Annotated in this window: 17 protein-coding genes and 1 pseudogene; 4 read left to right on the top strand and 14 right to left on the bottom strand. The window is 68.4% G+C overall.

Going from position 1 to position 17,925, the window contains the following annotated elements; translation table 11 throughout:
• The 7 genes and pseudogenes from RWR81_RS09275 to RWR81_RS09245 all read right to left on the bottom strand — a co-directional run.
• Positions 1-271 (bottom strand): annotated as a pseudogene (locus RWR81_RS09275) (NADH-quinone oxidoreductase subunit F); the annotation flags it as partial.
• Positions 268-1,038 carry an NADH-quinone oxidoreductase subunit NuoE gene (nuoE, locus tag RWR81_RS09270; protein ID WP_314457103.1) on the bottom strand — a complete coding sequence of 257 codons (771 nt, stop codon included), beginning with the start codon at positions 1,036-1,038 and terminating at the stop codon, positions 268-270. The gene nuoE and the pseudogene RWR81_RS09275, both read right to left, overlap by 4 nt.
• Entirely contained in the window at positions 1,038-2,426 is a 1,389-nt protein-coding gene (locus RWR81_RS09265; protein ID WP_314457101.1) for an NADH-quinone oxidoreductase subunit D, read from the bottom strand. The genes nuoE and RWR81_RS09265 overlap by 1 nt, the downstream gene beginning before the upstream one ends.
• Positions 2,426-3,211, bottom strand: coding sequence for an NADH-quinone oxidoreductase subunit C (locus tag RWR81_RS09260; protein WP_314457099.1), 786 nt, complete (start codon positions 3,209-3,211; stop codon positions 2,426-2,428). The genes RWR81_RS09265 and RWR81_RS09260 overlap by 1 nt, the downstream gene beginning before the upstream one ends.
• A complete protein-coding gene (locus RWR81_RS09255) occupies positions 3,208-3,822 on the bottom strand; it encodes an NADH-quinone oxidoreductase subunit B family protein (RefSeq protein WP_314457105.1) in 615 nt (204 codons plus the stop codon). Before RWR81_RS09255 ends, RWR81_RS09260 begins: the two co-directional genes overlap by 4 nt.
• A 90-nt stretch (positions 3,823-3,912) precedes the next feature.
• A complete protein-coding gene (ndhC, locus tag RWR81_RS09250; protein WP_314457097.1) occupies positions 3,913-4,272 on the bottom strand; it encodes an NADH-quinone oxidoreductase subunit A in 360 nt (119 codons plus the stop codon).
• Entirely contained in the window at positions 4,269-5,570 is a 1,302-nt protein-coding gene (locus RWR81_RS09245; protein WP_314457095.1) for a geranylgeranyl reductase family protein, read from the bottom strand. The genes ndhC and RWR81_RS09245 overlap by 4 nt, the downstream gene beginning before the upstream one ends.
• Before the next feature lie 363 nt (positions 5,571-5,933).
• On the opposite strand from RWR81_RS09245, the gene RWR81_RS09240 reads away from it, so the two are divergent.
• Entirely contained in the window at positions 5,934-6,668 is a 735-nt protein-coding gene (locus RWR81_RS09240) for a demethylmenaquinone methyltransferase (protein WP_314457094.1), read from the top strand.
• Positions 6,669-6,683: 15 nt separating this feature from the next.
• Positions 6,684-8,045 (top strand): chorismate-binding protein, encoded by a 1,362-nt coding sequence (locus RWR81_RS09235; RefSeq protein WP_314457092.1) that lies wholly within the window; start codon positions 6,684-6,686, stop codon positions 8,043-8,045.
• A 204-nt stretch (positions 8,046-8,249) separates the two neighbouring features.
• On the opposite strand, the gene RWR81_RS09230 is transcribed toward RWR81_RS09235, so the two are convergent.
• From RWR81_RS09230 to RWR81_RS09220, 3 genes are all read right to left on the bottom strand, one after another.
• Complete coding sequence (locus RWR81_RS09230; protein WP_314457090.1) at positions 8,250-9,905, bottom strand: trypsin-like peptidase domain-containing protein; 1,656 nt, start codon at positions 9,903-9,905, stop codon at positions 8,250-8,252.
• A gap of 225 nt (positions 9,906-10,130) precedes the next feature.
• Positions 10,131-11,963 (bottom strand): 2-succinyl-5-enolpyruvyl-6-hydroxy-3-cyclohexene-1-carboxylic-acid synthase, encoded by a 1,833-nt coding sequence (menD, locus tag RWR81_RS09225; RefSeq protein WP_314457088.1) that lies wholly within the window; start codon positions 11,961-11,963, stop codon positions 10,131-10,133.
• 75 nt (positions 11,964-12,038) lie between these two features.
• The gene (locus tag RWR81_RS09220; RefSeq protein ID WP_314457086.1) at positions 12,039-13,166 is read right to left on the bottom strand and encodes an o-succinylbenzoate synthase; all 1,128 of its coding nucleotides are present in this window, start codon (positions 13,164-13,166) and stop codon (positions 12,039-12,041) included.
• Between the two features lie 174 nt (positions 13,167-13,340).
• Between RWR81_RS09220 and RWR81_RS09215 the strand changes: the two genes are divergently transcribed.
• Both RWR81_RS09215 and RWR81_RS09210 read left to right on the top strand, forming a co-directional pair.
• Positions 13,341-13,910, top strand: coding sequence for a hypothetical protein (locus RWR81_RS09215; RefSeq protein WP_314457084.1), 570 nt, complete (start codon positions 13,341-13,343; stop codon positions 13,908-13,910).
• A 61-nt stretch (positions 13,911-13,971) separates the two neighbouring features.
• Positions 13,972-14,178 carry a hypothetical protein gene (locus RWR81_RS09210; protein ID WP_314457083.1) on the top strand — a complete coding sequence of 69 codons (207 nt, stop codon included), beginning with the start codon at positions 13,972-13,974 and terminating at the stop codon, positions 14,176-14,178.
• Here RWR81_RS09210 and RWR81_RS09205 read toward each other — a convergent pair.
• The 4 genes from RWR81_RS09205 to RWR81_RS09190 form a co-directional block, all read right to left on the bottom strand.
• Complete coding sequence (locus RWR81_RS09205) at positions 14,139-15,299, bottom strand: hypothetical protein (RefSeq protein ID WP_314457081.1); 1,161 nt, start codon at positions 15,297-15,299, stop codon at positions 14,139-14,141. The genes RWR81_RS09210 and RWR81_RS09205 overlap by 40 nt on opposite strands.
• Positions 15,300-15,468: 169 nt before the next feature.
• Positions 15,469-16,344 (bottom strand): glycine betaine ABC transporter substrate-binding protein, encoded by an 876-nt coding sequence (locus RWR81_RS09200; RefSeq protein WP_314457079.1) that lies wholly within the window; start codon positions 16,342-16,344, stop codon positions 15,469-15,471.
• Positions 16,345-16,412: 68 nt separating this feature from the next.
• A complete protein-coding gene (locus RWR81_RS09195) occupies positions 16,413-17,291 on the bottom strand; it encodes a proline/glycine betaine ABC transporter permease (RefSeq protein ID WP_314457077.1) in 879 nt (292 codons plus the stop codon).
• Positions 17,291-17,925: CBS domain-containing protein (locus RWR81_RS09190; protein ID WP_399498312.1), on the bottom strand; the 635-nt coding region annotated here is incomplete at its 5' end. The genes RWR81_RS09195 and RWR81_RS09190, both read right to left, overlap by 1 nt.

Here is a 17,925-nt window from a genome sequence, read left to right as displayed (position 1 = left end):
TGACCACGAGGTAGCGCGGGCCACCGTCGACCGGGGGCAGGAAGGACCACTTCAGACCCGTGGGGAACCCGGCACCGCCGCGTCCGCGCAGTCCGGAGTCCTTGATGAGGGTGATGAGTTCCTCGCAACTGAGGGCCTTGGCGCGCTTGAGGCCCTCATAACCGCCGTGGTCGAGGTAGGCCCGCAGGGTCCAGGAACGCTCCTGGTCCCACAGGTCGGTCAGGACCGGGGTGAGGGTGCCCGGCGCGGTGTAGGTGGTGGTGACACTCACTTGGACTCCTCCTTCGGCGCGGTCCAACCATGCTCGCGGGCGATGCGCAGGCCCCGCAGGGTCGGCTCGCCGGGGCCTCGGCCCTCGTCGCCGCGGCCGTCCTCGAAGCCGGCCAGCAGGCGCTCATTCTCGCGGAAGGTGGGGACGGTCTCAGGCCCGCGGGTGGGGGTGATGTCCTCGCCGCGCTCAAGGGCCTTGATCATGGCGACGGCGGAGGCGGGGGTCTGGTTGTCGAAGAACTCCCAGTTGACCATGACGACGGGGGCGTAGTCGCAAGCGGCGTTGCACTCGATGCGCTCGAGGCTGATGGTGCCGTCCTCGCTGGTCTCCTCAGCGCCCAGACCCGTGTGCTCAGTGACGGCCGACCAGATCTCGTCACCGCCCATGACGGCGCACAGGGCGTTGGTGCACACGCCCACGTGGTAGGTGCCGGCCGGGTGGCGGCGGAACTGGCTGTAGAAGGTGGCCACTGCGCTGACCTCGGCACGGTCCAGGCCCAGGCGGTCGGCGCACAGGGCGATGCCGGCCGCGGAGACGTAGCCGTCCACGGACTGGATGAGGTGAAGCATCGGGATGAGGGCACTGCGCTCCTTGCCCGACGGGTAGCGGGCGATGATCCGCTCGATGTCGATCTGGAGCCCCTGAGCGACGTCGGGGCTGTAACCGGCGGCGACGGCGGCAGCAGCCACGGTGCCCACCGGGTCCACCGCGCTGACGGTGGCGATGGTCTCGACGGCTGGGTCGACTGCGTTCTCGGTGGTGCTCATCAGCGGTCCACGCCTCCCAGGACGGGGTCGATGGAGGCCAGGGTGGGCACGAGGTCGGCGATCATGCCGCCCTCGCCCATCAGGGCCAACGACTGCAGGTTGGAGAATGAGGGGTCGCGGAAGTGGACCCGGTAGGGGCGGGTGCCGCCGTCGGAGACGGCGTGGATGCCCAGGACCCCCTTGGCGTGCTCGACGGTCTGGTAGACCTGCCCGGCGGGAACCCGGAAGCCCTGGGTCACCAGCTTGAAGTGGTGGATGAGGGACTCCATGGACGAGCCCATGATCTCGCGCACGTGCTCCAGGGACTGGCCCTGGCCGTCGGTGGCGATGGCCATGCGGGCGGGCCAGGCGATGGTCGGGTCGGCCACCATCGTGGAGTTGGAGGGGTCGTCGCCGCGGGCGGAGATCTCGTCGAGGCGGTCCAGGCACTGCGAGACGATCTTGAGGGACTCGTAGGACTCATCCATTCGGAGCCGTAGCCGGTTGTAGCAGTCGGAGACCTTGTAGGTGGGTACCCGGAAATCGTAGGTCTCGTAGCCGCAGTAGGGCTTGGTGCGTCGGATGTCCAAGGGGTAGCCGGCGGCGCGCAGGCAGGGCCCGGTCAGTCCCAGGGCCAGGGCGCCGGACAGGTCGATCTCGCCCACGCCGATGAAACGGGACTTGAGGATCGGGTTCTCCATGAGGAAGAGCTCGAGCTCGTGGATGTCGTTCTTGATACCGGGCATGACTGAGCGCACGAACTCGGTGAAGCCCTCGGGGATGTCCTGGGCCAGGCCCCCGGGGCGGATGTAGGCGTGGTTCATGCGCAGCCCGGAGACCATCTCGAAGGCCTTGAGGATGTTCTCGCGGCAGCGGAAGGCGATGGTCATGAGTGTGGTGCCGCCCATCTCGTTGCCCCCGGTGCCCACCGCCACGACGTGGGAGGCGATGCGGTTGAGCTCCATGAGCAGCACACGGGTGACAGTGGCCTTCTCGGGCACGTCGTCGGTGATGCCCAGGAGCTTCTCGACCGCGAGCGCGTAGCCGACCTCCTGGAAGAAGGGGGCCACGTAGTCCATGCGGGTCACGAAGGTCTCGCCCTGCACCCAGGTGCGGTACTCCATGTTCTTCTCGATACCGGTGTGCAGGTAGCCGGTACCGACGCGGACCTCGGTGACGACCTCGCCGTCGGCCTCCAGGACCAGGCGAAGCACGCCGTGGGTGGAGGGGTGGACCGGGCCCATGTTGAGCACGATGCGGTCGTTGCGCAGGCGGTCGACCTCGTCGCGTTCGGCGATCTGAGCGACGACGTCGTCCCAGTCCCCGCCGCTGACGGTGAACTGCTCGGCGCCGGCGGACAGGTCGTCCGTGGCCGGGCCGGAGGCGCGGAAGGTGCGTGCGGTGCTCATCAGCGGTAGGACCTCCGGGTGTCGGCGGGCGGGGTCTGGGCGCCCTTGTACTCGACGGGGATGCCGCCCAGCGGGTAGTCCTTGCGCTGGGGGTGGCCCACCCAGTCGTCGGGCATGGCGGTGCGGGTCAGGTGGGGATGGCCGTCGAAGACGATGCCCATGAGGTCCCAGGTCTCGCGCTCGTGCCAGTCGTTGCCGGGGTAGACCGAGACGATGGAGGGCACGTGCGGGTCGGAGACGGGGCAGGCGACCTGGAGGCGCAGCTGACGCCCGCCGTGGGTCAGGCTCATCAGCTCGATGCAGGCGTGCAGCTCGCGGCCGGCCAGCTGGGGGTAGTGGACGCCGCTGACGCCCAGGCACAGCTCGAAGCGCAGGTCCTGGTCGTCGCGCAGGGGGCGCACGACGTCGAGCAGGTGCTCGCGGGCGATGAACAGGGTGAGCTCGTCGTGCTCGATGACGACCTTCTCAATGGCGGCCGCCGGGTCGACGTCGGCGTCCCGGAGGTCCTCGATGAGGGCGTCAACGACGCCGTCGAACCAGTCGCCGTAGGGACGCACAGCGGCGGGGGCGAGCGTGACGACACTGCGGTGCTCACCGTAGCCGGTGGTGTCACCGGCGTCGGAGGCGCCGAACTGGCCGGTGGGAGCGGCGATGACCTCCAGGCACAGCTCGGGGCGCACGGGGGTGCCGGCGACCTCGGGGACGGCGGGGACCGCCGAGACCTCGGGGATCTCAGGCAGGGCGTCGGAGCCCGAGTCGTGTCCCGGCGCGTTCTTCTCACTCATGCCAGCAGGCCCTTCATCTCATGGGTGGGGGTGGAGGACAGGGCGGCGGCCTCGACGGCGCGGGCGATCTCCTCACGGTGCTTGAACAGCGGCTTCTTCTCGATCTGGCGGGTGAGCTCGAGCATGGCGTTGAGGAGCATCTCGGGGCGCGGCGGGCAGCCCGGCAGGTAGATGTCCACCGGAACGATGTGGTCGCAGCCCTGGACGATGGCGTAGTTGTTGAAGATGCCGCCCGTGGAGGCGCAGGCCCCCATGGAGATGACCCACTTGGGCTCGGGCATGGAGTCGTAGACGTTGCGCACGATCGGGGCCATCTTGTGGGAGACGCGGCCCGAGACGATCATGACGTCGGCGTGGCGCGGGGAGGCGCGGAAGACCTCCCAGCCGAAGCGGGCCATGTCGAATCGGGGGGTGCCGGCGGCCATCATCTCGATGGCGCAGCAGGCCAGCCCCATGGTGACCGGCCACATGGAGCGGGCCTGGGCCAGGCCGGCGAGCTTCTCGACGGTGGTCAGCAGGAAGCCGGGGCTGTCCACCTCGGCGGCAGCGGCGGCGTAGGGGTCGTTGCGCTTGGAGGGGATGGACGCCATGAAGGCGTTGTGCTGTTTCATGCTCTTCACTGCTGTGTACTCCTTGAGATCGTCGGGGCCGCGTGCCGCCCGTGGGTCCCGTTGTGGTGCCTCGTGCTCGATCCGTGCGTCTCAGTCCCAGTCCAGCCCGCCGCGGCGCCACTCCAGGATGTAGGGCACGGTGATGAGGCCGATGAACAGTACGGCGGCGCTCAGCCCGAAGAACCCCAGGCGCCCGAAGGCCGTGGCCCAGGGGTAGAGGAAGACCACCTCGACGTCGAAGATGATGAAGGTCATGCCCACCAGGTAGAAGGAGACGGGGAAGCGTCCGTGCTCGGTGTTGGCGGGGGTGGGGTCGATGCCGCACTCGTAGTTGGCGACTTTGACCCGGTTGCGCCGGGTGGGGCTGATGATGGCGCTCAGGGCCAGGCCGCCGATCGCAACCACGAGGGCCAATGCGGCCATGATGAGCAGGGAGGCGTAGGGGTTCATGCTTCCGGCACCATCCTTGTCAGGAGCTGGATGAAGTGGTCGATTCCGTCACCGCCACGGCGCTCCCACCCGTCGGACAGGAGCTTGGTGACGAGCTTCATGAGGCGCTTGCGGGGCAGCCCGTAGCGGGTGCACAGGCGCATGACCTCGGGGTGCTCGATGAGGGCGACGAAGATGCGCCCGAGCGTGTAGTAGCCGCCCATCTCGGCACTGAGGGCCTTGGGGTACTGGGCCAGGACCTGTTCGCGGCCCGACGTCGTGGAGCGGGCGGCGGCCTGAGCGGCGGCCTGGGCGGCCAGGCGGCCGGACAGGAGGGCCTGGGCGATGCCCTCGCCGTTGAACGGTGAGACCATGCCGCCGGCGTCTCCCAGCAGCATGAGGCCGTCGGCGTAGTGGGGCTTGCGGTTGAAGGCCATGGGCAGGGCGGCGCTGACCAGACCGCCGACCTGGTTCTCCTTGGTGAATCCCCAGGAGGCCGGGACGTTGTCCATCCAGCGGTTGAACACGGCGCGGTAGTCGATGGCGGTGGCCGAGGCGCGCGAGGAGACCGAGCCGAGGCCGACGTTGACCAGTCCCTCCCCCACGGACCAGATCCACCCGTAGCCGGGCAGGAGGTCGGACTTGCCGGGCTTGCCGTCCCACAGCTCGAGGCGCGACTCCATCCAGACGTCCTTGGCGCGTGGGGAGCGGAAGTAGGCGCGCACGGCCACGCCCATGGGGCGGCGCTCGTTCTTGGTGCGCCCAACGGCGGTGGCCAGGCGGGCCGAGACCCCTCCGGCATCGACGACCAGCGGCGCGGTGAAGGTGGTGGGGGCCTCGATACCGGGGTAGGCGACTCGGTTGGAGGGGCGGGCCTCGACGCCGGTCACCCGGCCAGTGGGCGAGGTGACGGGGCCGGTGACGGTGACGCCCGTGAGCAGGCGGGCCCCGGCAGCGGCGGCGTGCTCAGCCAGGTCGCGGTCGAGCAGGGCGCGGGGGCGGGCCATCCCGTAGGAGGGGAAGGAGGCCTGCTCGGGCCAGGGGAAGTGGAGGAGGTGACCGCCGCCGATGACTCGCAGGCCGCGGTTGCGCTGCCAGCCGGAGGTGTCCATACCCATGGAGACGAGCTCGCGCACGGCCGAGGGGGTCAGGCCGTCGCCGCAGACCTTGTCACGGCCGAGCTCCTGCTTCTCCAGGAGGATGACTTCGAGACCGAGAGTGGCCATGTGGAAGGCGGCCGAGGAGCCGGCCGGGCCGGCGCCGACGACGATGACGTCGGCCGTGGTGGAGGCGCTGGACTGGGCGGCCGCCTGGGTCACTAGGGCTCTCCTCCTCGGTACATCGGGCACGGCAGGTGTTGTCGTAGGCATCACAGTTGGCACCGTAATGCAGGCCCGCGGTCCTCGGGGCCGCTGCCGACTGTACCCAGCGGGACGACACCGCTTGCACGCGGCCCGCCGCAGGCGCGCGGGACAGCGATTTTCGTTGCTGTGACGGCAATACTCCGACAAAACCGCGCGGGGGCGGCATACCGCGTCGTTCCAGAATTACGCTGCACGGGAATGACGAATTTCAACACCGTCGGACGGGACCTGAGTCCTAGCCGGTAAGGGGGCGGACCGCAGGATGACACGTCACATCTCGATGGCGGTGCCATAGCCGGGATTTGCAATGATGCCCCCATGAACAGATCCCCGCTTCGAGCCACCCTCGCCAAGGACCCGCGCGAGGTCGCCGGGATGTTCGACGCCGTCGCGCGCCGGTACGACCTGTCCAATGACGTCATGAGCCTGTTCCAGGTGCACATGTGGCGCCGGGTGACGCGCGCGGCCGTGGCCGCCGGACCGGGGATGCGTGTCCTGGACCTGGCCGCGGGGACCGGGACCTCCTCGGTGGAGTACGCCGCCGACGGCGCCGAGGTCGTGGCCTGCGACTTCTCCACCGGCATGGTCGCCGAGGGCAAGCGCCGCCACCCCGAGATCGCCTTCGTGGCCGGGGACGCCACGGCCCTGCCCTTCGCCGATGAGACCTTCGACGTCGTCACCATCTCCTACGGGCTGCGCAATGTTCAGGACACGGCGCGGGCGCTGGCGGAGATGCACCGGGTGACGGTGCCGGGCGGCCGGATCATCATCGCTGAGTTCTCCACCCCGGTCTCACCTCTCTTCCGACGTCTGTACCGCTTCTACCTGGGCAGCGCCCTTCCGACCGCTGCCCGCGCAGTCTCGTCGAACACCGAGGCCTATGACTACCTGGGCGAGTCGATCCTGGCCTGGCCGGACCAGAGGGAGCTGGCCGGCCTCATGCACGAGGCCGGTTGGCGGGGCGTGGGCTACAAGAACCTCTCCGGCGGGATCGTCGCCGTCCACCGGGCCACTCGGCCGGATCATGCCGCGCGCACCGCGATCGCGCACTGAGAGTAGAGCCGAGTCGTGAAGGCCGATCACTGCCAGGCCGCGCCGCCGCGGCTGTCCTTCCGTACACACGAGCTACCCGATGACGCGCTCGCGGGACTGGAGCTCGTCGACCTGCTGGCGGGCCGCGAGGCGGTCTGCTCCTGGGTCCATGAGGGACGCGGACTCATCGGGCTGGGCCGCGTCCTGGCGATCGAGGCCCACGGGGCGGATCGCATCGAGGCGCTGCGGGCCGCGTGGCGGGCCGTCGTCGGCGCGGCCTGGTGGCGCGACGCGCTGGTCCGCCCCGGGACCGGGCCGGTGGCCCTGGGCACGATCACCTTCTCCCCCACCTCCGAGCAGCCCTCGGCCCTCGTTGTCCCCGAGGCCCTCGTCGGGCTCGACGACTCCGGCGCCTGGTTGACGACCGCGGTGCCCGAGGCTGTCGACGGGGCGGAGCCGGAGCACCCAGACCCCGAGTTGCTCCTCAAGGCGATGGTGGCCCAGGCGCTTCCAGTGATCGGACGGGAGCGAGCCGGTGATGACGGGGACTCCGGGGGCACTGCCGCCGTTGAGACCGGGGCACTCAGCGAGGAGCAGTGGTGCGAGGCGGTGTCCGCCACGCAGGAGCGGATGCGTGCGGGGCAGGCCCGCAAGGTGGTTCTGGCCCGCGACGTGCTGGCCTGCCCGGCTGCGCCATTGGCCACCGGCACGGTGCTGCGGCGACTGGCCTGCGACTATCCCTCCACCTGGGTCTTCGCCGTCGACCAGACGGTGGGGGCCAGTCCCGAGCTGCTGCTGCGCCTGCGCGATCGGCACCTCATCAGCAGGGTGCTGGCCGGCACGGCACGCCGGCACGCCGGCGAGGACGCGCTGACCACGGCGCGCCTGGCGTCCTGGCTGGAGGGCTCGGAGAAGAACAACCGGGAGCACGAGCTGGCCCGAGCCTCGGCGATCACGGCACTGGAGCCGTTGTGCTCGGTAGTGGAGGCCCCTGCGCGCTTCGTCCTGACACTGCCGAATGTGCTGCACCTGGCCAGTGACGTCACCGGGGTCGTCGCTGGGGACACAGGCGCCCTGGCGCTGGTGGACGCGCTGCACCCGACGGCCGCGGTGTGCGGGACGCCGACCCCGGCGGCCGCGCGCCTCATTGAGGAGGCCGAGTCCATGGACAGGGGGCGTTACGCCGGCCCCGTGGGCTGGGTGGACTGGCACGGCGAGGGCGAGTGGTGCATCGCACTGCGCAGCGCCCAGCTGCCCACGGGAGGCCCTGGCCCCCACTCCCCCGCGAGAGTGTTCGGGGGCGGAGGCATCATGCCGGACTCCGATCCGATCGACGAGCTGGCGGAGACGATCGCCAAGATGCGCCCCATGTTGGGGGCCCTGGGCGTGCGACCCTGAAGTCCACACGGCAGCCCGATGCGGGTCTTCAATCGGACGAACGGTCGATTACCGAAACCCGAGACGTCCCCGAAGGTTCCCGTTACCGATTCTCAGAACAGTCGGTCCCACTCGGCGCAGGATCTCCTTGAGCAGGGGCGGCATTGAATTCACCCGGATCGGAGGACTGGCGCAAGCGGTCCTCCGCCCGTTGAACGATACCCGTCAAGAATCCTTGCGCTCAGCCAGGGTGACGTCGATGTCCTGCTTCTTGGAGTCGCGGATGACCGTGAGCTTGACCTTGTCGTTGGCGGAGGACTGGCGTACGTAGCCGGTCAGCGCCGACCCCTGGGCGGTGGTCCTGCCGTCGATGGCGGTGATGACGTCGCCCTTCTTCAGACCAGCCTTATCGGCGGGCGAACCACTCTCCACCGAGGTGACTTTGGCGCCGGCGCGCCTATCACCGTCTGATTCGGCGGAGCCGGTCTCCAGAGCGACACCCAGATAGGCATGGGTGGCCGCCCCGGACTCGATGAGCTGCTTGGCAACCTTGTCCGCCAGTTTGACGGGGATCGCGAAGCCGATACCGATACTGCCCGAGCTGCCGCTCTCTCCGGAACTGGAACCCCCGGTGGTGGCGATCGAGCTGGTGATACCGATGACCCGTCCCTTCTCGTCGAACAGGGGGCCGCCGGAGTTGCCCGGGTTGACGGCGGCGTCGATCTGGATGGCGTTGGTGAAGACCGGCGACGATGAGCCGCCACCCAGGCCGCCCTCTCCGCCCTGCGCCTGGGAGTTGACGACGGGGCGGTCCAGCGCCGAGACAATACCAGTGGTCACAGTCGATGACAGGCCCAGAGGGTTACCGATCGCCATGACGTCCTGGCCGGTGGTCAGCTGGTCGGAGTCACCGAGCTGGGCGACGGTGAGGTTGGCGGGCGCATTCTTGAGCTGGATGACCGCCAGATCGGTGGCGGGGTCGGTACCGGTGATATCCGCGTCGTAGACGCGACCGTCGGCCAGAGTCACCTGAATCTGCGAGGCACCCGCCACCACGTGGTTGTTGGTGATGATGTGCCCCTTGTCGTCATAGATGACCCCGGAGCCCAGGGAGTTCCCCCCCTCCGCGGCGATGGCGATGGACACCACGGCGTTGGATACTGCCGCCGAGACGGCCTCCCAGTCGGGAGCCTGGCCGGTGCTGTCGACGGTCTTGGTCGTGTCACCGGTGGCGATCGCAGTGGGAGCTGCCGAGGACCGCGACGCCTCGACCCCACCGCGGGCGTCCAGATACCTGACCGCTCCGACAGCACCGCCCGCCCCCAACAGGGATGCGACCACGATGGAGGCCACCAGCGCACCCCACCCCGGCCCTCGACGTCGGCTCCTGCCAGTGTCGCCGCCGGAGGCATCCGCGGTCGGGAAGAAGGACTCCCCGGCATCCCCGGCGGGCGCGTAGGCGCCGGAACCGCTGTACGGGTCGCCGGCGGGCGCACCGCCACTGCGGTCCTCGGACCGGGTGAAGTCGTAGCCGGCAGGGGTCGCCGGCACGCTCGTATAGGGAGAGCCGAGGTGCGCCTGCTGCCCCTGGGAGTAGGCGGGGCTCTGCTGCCGGGGCTGGTACGGGCCCGGCTGCCGGTCCTCATAGGACGAGGAGGAGCCCTGCGCGGACGGCCCATAGACCGACGTTGGCCGGTCGGCGGGCAACTGCTGGGTGTGCTCGGCGTCAGCAGCCCGGCTCGGCGGCTCTCCTCCGGAGGCCGCGGTAGACGCTTCCTGACCGGCGGCGAACCGGGAGACATCGCCGTTGCCGTCTGCCGCCGGGTCGGGCTCATCAGCGGGCCGGTAGGTCTCCGGGATCGTTTCGTCGTTGCCGCTCATGTGTATTCCTCCTCGAGCCCTGAGCTCTGTCCTGATCTGCAGGTAGACAACAGTGGAGCACTGGATCGTTTCCGACTATTTCCTGAGACTCCACTGTGGATTGTGTAACCGTTCTATCGCAGTGCAACGAGAGGAAGAGGGCCCAGCGGGAGCCACCATCCCCTCTTCCGGATCGCACCGCACACGGTGCTGTCCATCTTTATCGCTGTTCATGTTGTCCGGACGTTAGGCATGGGTACGGCACCGCCCCGGTGACAGCATCTCCGGCCCAGCGCGACTCTCAACCTCCCAGATGATGACACTGAGGCCGCTGACCGGCTCATCAAGGAGCGCCTGCAAGGCTGCGACGCTCTCGGGGACGTGGACACGGGCCCCCAGAGCGGCGGCCAGCGCAGAAATACTCGCACACTGCGGGGCGGTGTAGAACCGCTCGAACCGACCAGACGCTGTGGTGTGGGCGTACTCCAGGTGGGAGAAGATCGCACCCCCGTCATCGTCGACGACGATGACCTGAAGATCCGCCTCCTTCTCACGGAGTCCTCTGCCCAGCGACATGGCGTCATGAAGGAAGGCGAGATCACCCATGACGGCGCGCACCGGCCGGCCGGAGGCAAGCCACATCCCGACGCCGGTGGCGATGGTGCCATCGATTCCGGCCAGGCCGCGGTTGGCGACGGCCGGCGGGGCGGTGCCCGCGGGACGGGCGAGGCGGTCGAACCGCCGTACCGTCATTGAGGAGCCGATCAGCAGAACGGGGGCATCGGGGACGAGACTGGCCTCCCACACGGCGTTCACAGCGGCGTTCGCGACGGCGTCGACGCCGCTGGGGTGGGCCGGCTCGGATAGTTCCGCCACGGCCTGACGCCAGGACTCGGACCAGCCGGGGCCGACGCGTGCCAAGCCGAGGGAGGCGGCCAGCAGGGCTGCCCGAGAGGCGACCTCACCCACAGGGAAACGACCCGGGCCGTCGATGGGGATGACATGGCGTGCCCTCCCGGACACGTCGGTCCATCGGGCGCGCTCGGTCAGGACAGTGGTCTCCACGTCGTCGCGCCCCAGGAGCGCGCTGACGGATCGACTGAGGCTGGGGTGGCCGACGACGATGAGATGGTCCGCGCGTGCGGCGAGCTCGCGTCCCGACCGGGTCTCCAGGAGCTCGGCGTAGCGGGTCAGGGCCTGAGGACCGCCGCGGGCCTGGGAGGTGGGCTCGGCCAGGAGTGGCCAGTCGAGGTGCTCGGCCAAGGCCCGGGCCAGGGCTCCGGCGGCGGGGTGGGCCGTATCGCCGGCGACGACGATTCCCCGAGCGCTCTCCCTCAAGGGCTCACTGCCGGCCTGCTCACCGCTTCCGGCCTTGGGAACAGGAGCTGGCGGGCACTGCCGACCCGCGCTCGCCTCGAGCGGGGTGAGCACAGCCGGCGCCGGCACGTCGTCCAGCGGGGTCGCGCCCGTATCCCGGGCAGTCAGGGGCGGACGGAAACGGACATTGACCTGAGCCGGCCCGGGGTCTCGGCTCATGACCCCAGTGGCGGCCGCCACCACACGGCGCACCTGTCCGGCGACGACGGAACCGGCCGCGTCACCCCCGAGGTCGGCGGAGAGGTCCGCCGGCAGGTCCACAACCAGACGCAGGGCAGCGGCGAAGAGCCCGGTCTGCTCGGTGGTCTGGCTGGCGCCGGTGCCCACCAACTCGTGAGGCCGGTCGGCGCTGATGACGAGCAGGGGGATCCCGGCGGCGTCGGCCTCGCTCACAGCGGGATGGAGGTTGGAGACGGCCGTCCCCGAGGTGGTGACAACGGCGGCGCAGCGGCCGACCCCGGCCAAAGCGTGGGCGCGAGCGACCCCCAGCGCGATGAAGCCGGCGCTGCGCTCGTCCAGCACGACCCGCAGTCGCAGTACCCCGGCATCGGCGGCGTCGGCCAGGGCGTCCGCCAGCGGAGCGCTGCGCGATCCCAGGCACAGGACGACCTCGCTGACGCCTTCGGCCACAAGAGCAGCCACGAGGCTACGGGCGTCGGCCAGGGCCGGTGGCGGCTGCGGGCGTCCCGGGGAGTCGGTCACAGGAAAGAGGATACGAGAGCACCTGGTCTCCGCTCCGCCGCGATTCGTCACAGTTCGGTGGGGCTCGCACGAGCCTCACAGAGGCAGTCCGGCCACAGCCCGGCTCGGGTCACGGAGCTCGCGCTGACGGCGGGCGTGCAGGGCAGCGGCCAGGTGGAGCAGGCGGGTCTGCCAGCGCCTGGTGAGGTCGGGGCCCGCCTTCACCTCGTTCAGGAGGCGCTCGGAGACCGGGGCACCGACGTCGACGCGCAGGATCCCGCCGCGGGGAACGACACTGGGGTCGGCGACGTCCCGGGTCAACAGGCGCACGGTCCCCAGACCGCAAGCGTGGCTCAGAGCAGGAAGGCTGAAGGCGAGGGCGGCGCCGGCCATGATGCCGATGGAGGTATCCAGCGCAGAGGAGACGACTGCGGGCAGACCGAGACGATCAGCCATGTCCAGGGCCCGACGCACGCCTCCCAACGGGGCGATCTTGAGGATGGCGACGTCGGCCGCGTGCCGGTGCACGACCTCCAGCGGATTGGCCGACAGCCGGATCGATTCGTCCGCGGCAATGGGCACGTCGACGGCGCGGCGCAGGTCGGCCAGGTCGTGAACGGTGGCGCAGGGCTGCTCGACGTACTCCAATCCCCCAGCGGCCCGATCCATCTGCGGCAGGTTCTCACGAGCACGGTCCACGTCCCAGGCGCCGTTGACGTCGATGCGCACCTTTCCAGAACGGCCCAGGACCGAGCGGACCGCCTCAAGCCGCTCCAGGTCGTCAGAGCGTCGATCACGCCGGCCGGAGACCTTGACCTTGGCCGTCCCGGCCCCGGAGGAACGCACCATCTGGGCCGCCTCCTGGGCACCGACCTCGGGGATCGTCACGTTGACGGGAACGGTCTCGCGGTAACGGGGCAGGACAACGTCGCCCAGGGCCTGGGACAGTCCGGCAGCCAGCCAGGGTGCGCCGACCTCCGACCCGTAGTCCCAGAACGGCGCCACCTCGCCCCAACCGCTGGGGCCGTGAAGCAGGACGCCATCACGGCGGGTGATGCCGCGAAACGGCGTCTTCAGGGGGATGTCCCAGACCACGGCACGATCGATCCGATCCAGCAACCCGGTGGAGTCCTGAGCATGAAGAGAGGCCATGTCGATATCGCCGCGTGCATGCTGATGGTCCGGACTCACGGGCACAGAATACGCATGATTTTCAACCGTCATGAGGAAACCGGAATGAGGGTGGCAGGCCCCACCCCGATGAGCGTCTTCCAACGTCGTCGTCCAGGGCCCGCACAGCCGCAGCGGCACCGGCCACCGCCCCAGCGCGAGAGACCTCCCACAGGTTTTTGTAGAATGACTCAAACGGCTGATCGCCCATCCGGCCGGGGAGGAGACATGAGCGAGGGCAGCACGGGACAGCACGGCGCAGGACACGGGCGCTGGAAGCCCGCCACCCCGGTATCGGCGATGGTGGTGGGTCGTTTGATCCTTGGAGTGCCCGGGACGATCGGACTGGCGATCATCGTGGTCATCTGGTCCGCGATCACCGGAGCCGGCCTGGGCGTCGGCCGGGCAGCCCTGTTCTCCCTGGTGGCGGTGACGGTGCGCGAGATCATCGACGTCTCGGCGCACCGCATCATCATGCGCCTGTGGCGCTCTCGGGACGCCCACGGCCTGATATTGACCCTCATTGCCGTGCTCTGTCCAGCGGTCGCCGGGTTCCTGGCGGCCCGGCTCCTCGCTCCGGCATCGACGACGGCGCTGACGGTTCTGACATGGCTGCCGTTCATGGCCTTCGTCGCCGTCATCGAGAGGCCATGGGACACCTCACTCGGCTATGACACCCACCGGGAACGCACCCACCGGAGTCAGCCGATCCCACCGGAGTACGTCGCTGCCGATGTCCATGACGGCCGCCGACACGCCCCCGCCCCCGAGCTCAACCGGGAGACGCTCCAGCGATAAGACTCGGCAGTCTCCGCACGACGGTCTCCATCCCCAAGACTCACGGACTCGGAGAAACGCGATGTACCTGACCACCGCCCCCACAGGGGACGACACTCCATGGAAGACCTCGATGTCCTACGAGGAGATGAAGGAACGCGGCCGCCGAACCAGGCTCGTGACCAGGGAGCACTTCGCCGAGGAGATCGCCGATGGCCGGATGACCTTCCGGCCGATCGACGACGAGGGCTACTTACTCGACGAGGACGGCAACCGCATCGAGGAGTAGAACTCCTCGCCGAGCAGCGGGGCAGCAGGGTCGTAGGAGGAGATGAGTGCGATCCGCTCGCGCGCCACGCGTCTGGCGGATCGCTCGTCCGCGGCCAGGAGCGACGCTCCGGTCAGAACGACGTCGCGGTCCCCGGTCTGACACACCACCTGCGCCTCCCATCCCAAGGTGGTTCTGACGACCCGAGCCTCCAACTGGCCGCGCACCTGGTCCCAGTGCAGGGAGTACTCCCCCTTCCAACTGCCCTGACGCCCTCGGACCGTTACCCCCGACGGCTCGACGACGACATAGGTGGGGGTGTACAGCCACGAGAACAGCACCACCAGGTAGACCAGCGCGCAGGCATCGACAAACGCGACAGTACCGGGGACGACAACGTAAGAGAAGGCGTATCCGAAGCCATCCCAGAGGAACGACAGGAGCTGGACGACCACTACCAGAACAGGAACCGCGAAACAGCCGTACAGGGCGGGCAGCGACCAGTATCCGTTGGGACTGAGCTGCTCCATCAGCAGTGGATCAGGGCTTCGGGGGGAAAGACGATCAGGCCGCACCGACGTTTCCGGGCTTGGATCACGAGCGAAGAGATCGACTGCGTGTCGACGCACCTGCTCATTCGCCTGATCCTTACCCTCTCCTCTGGCGTCGAGCCAGGGCAGCTCAATCCGATTACCGTTGACGATGACAACGGTTCGCATGAAGACGTCCTTGTGGACGAAGGGAAGGGAACGGACACGGGTGACGATGACGTCGAAGTGCCCACGCACACTGTCCCAGCTCAGTGTCCGACTCCCCCGGGCCGAGTACAGGTGGATTCCACCGTCGTCCACTCGCATCCCCAGCCCACTGCGCAGCACGAAGGTGGACCGGATCGCTCCATACAGACCAAGAGGCACAAGAGAAAGAAGAACAGCGGCGAGCATCCCCCATGAGGATGACGGCTCCCGCCCCGGCACGCTCTGAGCCCCGTGAATCTCGATTCCGATGACGCCCCCGATGAGAAACACGAGTGAACCGACGCTGAGGATGAGCGATATCAAGGTCAGACGACGGGTCGAACCGGTGGGATGGACCAACGGCTCGGGTACCGACTGACCATGGGGAACAGCGCCTGCACTCATGAGGAGAAACTCCTTTCTCAACTGCACAGAGATGCTATCCGCGTAGCACGGCACCCGGCGATGGGCCCGGTTCCCCATCAATAATCCCGCCGTCGGGCATGCCGACGACGGGATCATGGGGTATTGACTCCTCACCCTCAACGGGGCGGACCAGACGTTCCAGAACGCATCAGGACCTTTTGAAGTCGTACTGCGGGTAGCGCTCGGCCCAGGCAATGGCGGCCTCGTCCTCCCTGCCCTCACCGTAGCTATTGACGACGAGGTCCTCGAGCTTGCCGTAGGTGGCCTCATCCATCGTGATGGATGCGAGCCATTCGGCGACCTCGGGATACTCCTGTGCGAACCCCTCACGCCCCAGGAAGTGGAGCCCCTCCCCCTTGCCGAAGGCATCCTTGGGGTCCTCCAGGTCGCGCATGTTGAAGGTGGTATTCGCCCAGAAGGGGTGCCACAGGGTGACCACGATCTCCTGCTTGGCGCCAACAGCTTTCTTGAGCTCAGTGAGCATGCTCGCCGTCGAGGAGGTCAGGAACTTCATGTCCTGCAGGCCGTAAGCCGGGATCACCTTCTCCTCGGAGGCCTTGGCCAGACCGGACCCCGGTTCGATACCGACGATACGGTTGTCGATCTGCGAGGCATGGGGCTTGATGTCCTCGATCGAGGTCATCGCGGAGTAGTCGGGGACGGACCAGCACAACTTGGCCGAGTCGTAGTAGGTCCCCAGGTCCTCGATGTACTTGCGGTACTTGTCCATGTAGTCCTTGTGGGTGATGTCCGGCCACGCCGAGGGGTAGAGATCGACCGCTCCCTGACTGAGCCCGGCGTAGAGGGGACCGGCCTCGCTCAGATCCATCAGCTTGATCTGGTAACCGGCCTTCTCCAGCTGAGTCTTGAGCAGGTGGGTCATGGACAGACCATCGCTCCACGACGGAACGAAACCGAGGCGAAGCCGCTTGCCTCCACCCGACCCTCGCCCGCAGGCGGCCAGCGCGCTCCCGCTCGCAAGGGCGGCGAGAGCGGTGGTGAACGTACGTCGGGAGGTCTGCATAGATTTCCTTCGAAGCGCTCCCGGCAGCGGTGCGGCCGGAGCGGAATAGCGTCGTCGAGTCATAGGGGTCACCGCTTCTTGAGGAGCGAGAGCAGTGAGCCCTCCTGCCGCGGCGCTCCGAGTGCCGCCGTCACCCGGTCCAGGAAGATCGCCAGGAACACGATGGACAGACCCGCCTCTGTCCCCTTGGCGATGTTGATGGTGGACAGGGCGTTGACGACCTCCTTCCCCAAGCCGTCGGCACCGACCATGCCCGCGATGACGGCCATCGACAAGGCCAGCATGATGACCTGGTTGACGCCGGCCATGATGGTGGGGACGGCCAGGGGCAGCTGAATGCCCTTGAGGATCTGCCAGTCTGTGGCGCCGAAGGAGCGCCCCGCCTCGACGGTCTCCTGGTCCACCTGCTTGATGCCCAACTCGGTCATCCGCACCCCGGGGGGCATGGAGAAGATGAGCGTTGCGAACATGCCCGGAACCACGCCGATGGAGAAGAACAGGACCGAGGGGATGAGATAGACGAAGGCGGGCATCGTCTGCATGAGGTCAAGAACCGGGCGGATGATCGCGCTGACGTACTTGTTGCGAGCGGCCCAGATCCCCAAGGGGATCGCAAAGATCAGGGCGGTCAGAGTTGCCAGAGTGACCAGGACCAGTGTCTCCATTGCGTTGCGCCACTGCCCCAGGGAGATGACGAGCAGGAAGGTGACACCGGTTCCCACGGCCAGCCTCCAGGACTTCGCCATCCAGGCGATGAGGACGAAGACGACCACCATGAGCAGCGGCGGTACGGCCAGAAGCAGGTCCACGAGGGTGTCGTTGACCGAGGTTCCAGCGTGGGAGATGACGGTGAGGAGTCCGTGGAGATGGTTCTGGATCCAGTCGATGAGTGTCTCGACCAGCTTGCCCAGAGGAATCTTGGGGACAGGGGTCTGCGTGGGAATCATCAGGCGTTGGCTCCTTCGGCCTCGGTGGTGGTCTCACTGGCCTCGGCGAGCTCGGGGCTGCCTGCGCTGGAGGCGCTGACGTCCTGGTTCTGTTCGCTGATGGCCGCCAGCAGGGTGACGCGCGGGATGACGCCGGAGATCCGGCCGTCGTCGTCGACGACGACGATGGGGGCGGCGTGCTTCGCGGCGTGGGCGAACAGCTCGTTGACGGGAGTCGAGTGCGGCACCACCGGCATCTCGTGGATCGTGGACAGCGGGAGAATGCTGGAGTCCTCCTTGACCGCCCGGGCGACATCGTCCTCCCAGACGTAGCCGAATGGCGTGCGGTCGCGGTTCTGCACCAGCAACCACGGCGGCTGGTTCTCACGGAGGAGCTTGTGGGCCGCGCGGGGGCTGCGGTCCGAGCCCAGGATCGCGTAGGGCGGCTCTGCGATGGAGCCGGCCGTCAGTACCCGGGTGCGGTCAACGTCGGCCACGAACCGCGAGACGTAGTCGGAGGCGGGATCGCGCAGGATCTCCTCCGCGGTGCCGACCTGCTCGACGCGCCCATCACGCATCATCGCGATCCGGTCGCCCAATCGCATGGCCTCGTTGAGGTCGTGGGTGATGAACAGGATCGTCTTGCCGAGCTTGC

The organism is uncultured Actinomyces sp. (assembly GCF_963526355.1).
Classification (GTDB): Bacteria; Actinomycetota; Actinomycetes; order Actinomycetales; family Actinomycetaceae; genus Actinomyces.
The sequence above is the reverse complement of the archived record's forward strand: the minus strand, read 5'-3'. Positions and strand labels throughout refer to the sequence as shown.

What these genes read in the sequence shown, in the direction of transcription:
- nuoE (WP_314457103.1), bottom strand. Translation starts at nt 1,038, where the DNA reads ATGAGCACCACCGAGAACGCAGTCGACCCAGCCGTCGAGACCATCGCC.
- RWR81_RS09265 (WP_314457101.1), bottom strand. Translation starts at nt 2,426, where the DNA reads ATGAGCACCGCACGCACCTTCCGCGCCTCCGGCCCGGCCACGGACGAC.
- RWR81_RS09260 (WP_314457099.1), bottom strand. Translation starts at nt 3,211, where the DNA reads ATGAGTGAGAAGAACGCGCCGGGACACGACTCGGGCTCCGACGCCCTG.
- RWR81_RS09255 (WP_314457105.1), bottom strand. Translation starts at nt 3,822, where the DNA reads ATGAAACAGCACAACGCCTTCATGGCGTCCATCCCCTCCAAGCGCAAC.
- ndhC (WP_314457097.1), bottom strand. Translation starts at nt 4,272, where the DNA reads ATGAACCCCTACGCCTCCCTGCTCATCATGGCCGCATTGGCCCTCGTG.
- RWR81_RS09240 (WP_314457094.1), top strand. Translation starts at nt 5,934, where the DNA reads ATGAACAGATCCCCGCTTCGAGCCACCCTCGCCAAGGACCCGCGCGAG.
- RWR81_RS09230 (WP_314457090.1), bottom strand. Translation starts at nt 9,905, where the DNA reads ATGAGCGGCAACGACGAAACGATCCCGGAGACCTACCGGCCCGCTGAT.
- RWR81_RS09220 (WP_314457086.1), bottom strand. Translation starts at nt 13,166, where the DNA reads ATGACGGTTGAAAATCATGCGTATTCTGTGCCCGTGAGTCCGGACCAT.
- RWR81_RS09215 (WP_314457084.1), top strand. Translation starts at nt 13,341, where the DNA reads ATGAGCGAGGGCAGCACGGGACAGCACGGCGCAGGACACGGGCGCTGG.
- RWR81_RS09210 (WP_314457083.1), top strand. Translation starts at nt 13,972, where the DNA reads ATGTACCTGACCACCGCCCCCACAGGGGACGACACTCCATGGAAGACC.
- RWR81_RS09205 (WP_314457081.1), bottom strand. Translation starts at nt 15,299, where the DNA reads ATGAGTGCAGGCGCTGTTCCCCATGGTCAGTCGGTACCCGAGCCGTTG.
- RWR81_RS09200 (WP_314457079.1), bottom strand. Translation starts at nt 16,344, where the DNA reads ATGCAGACCTCCCGACGTACGTTCACCACCGCTCTCGCCGCCCTTGCG.
- RWR81_RS09195 (WP_314457077.1), bottom strand. Translation starts at nt 17,291, where the DNA reads ATGATTCCCACGCAGACCCCTGTCCCCAAGATTCCTCTGGGCAAGCTG.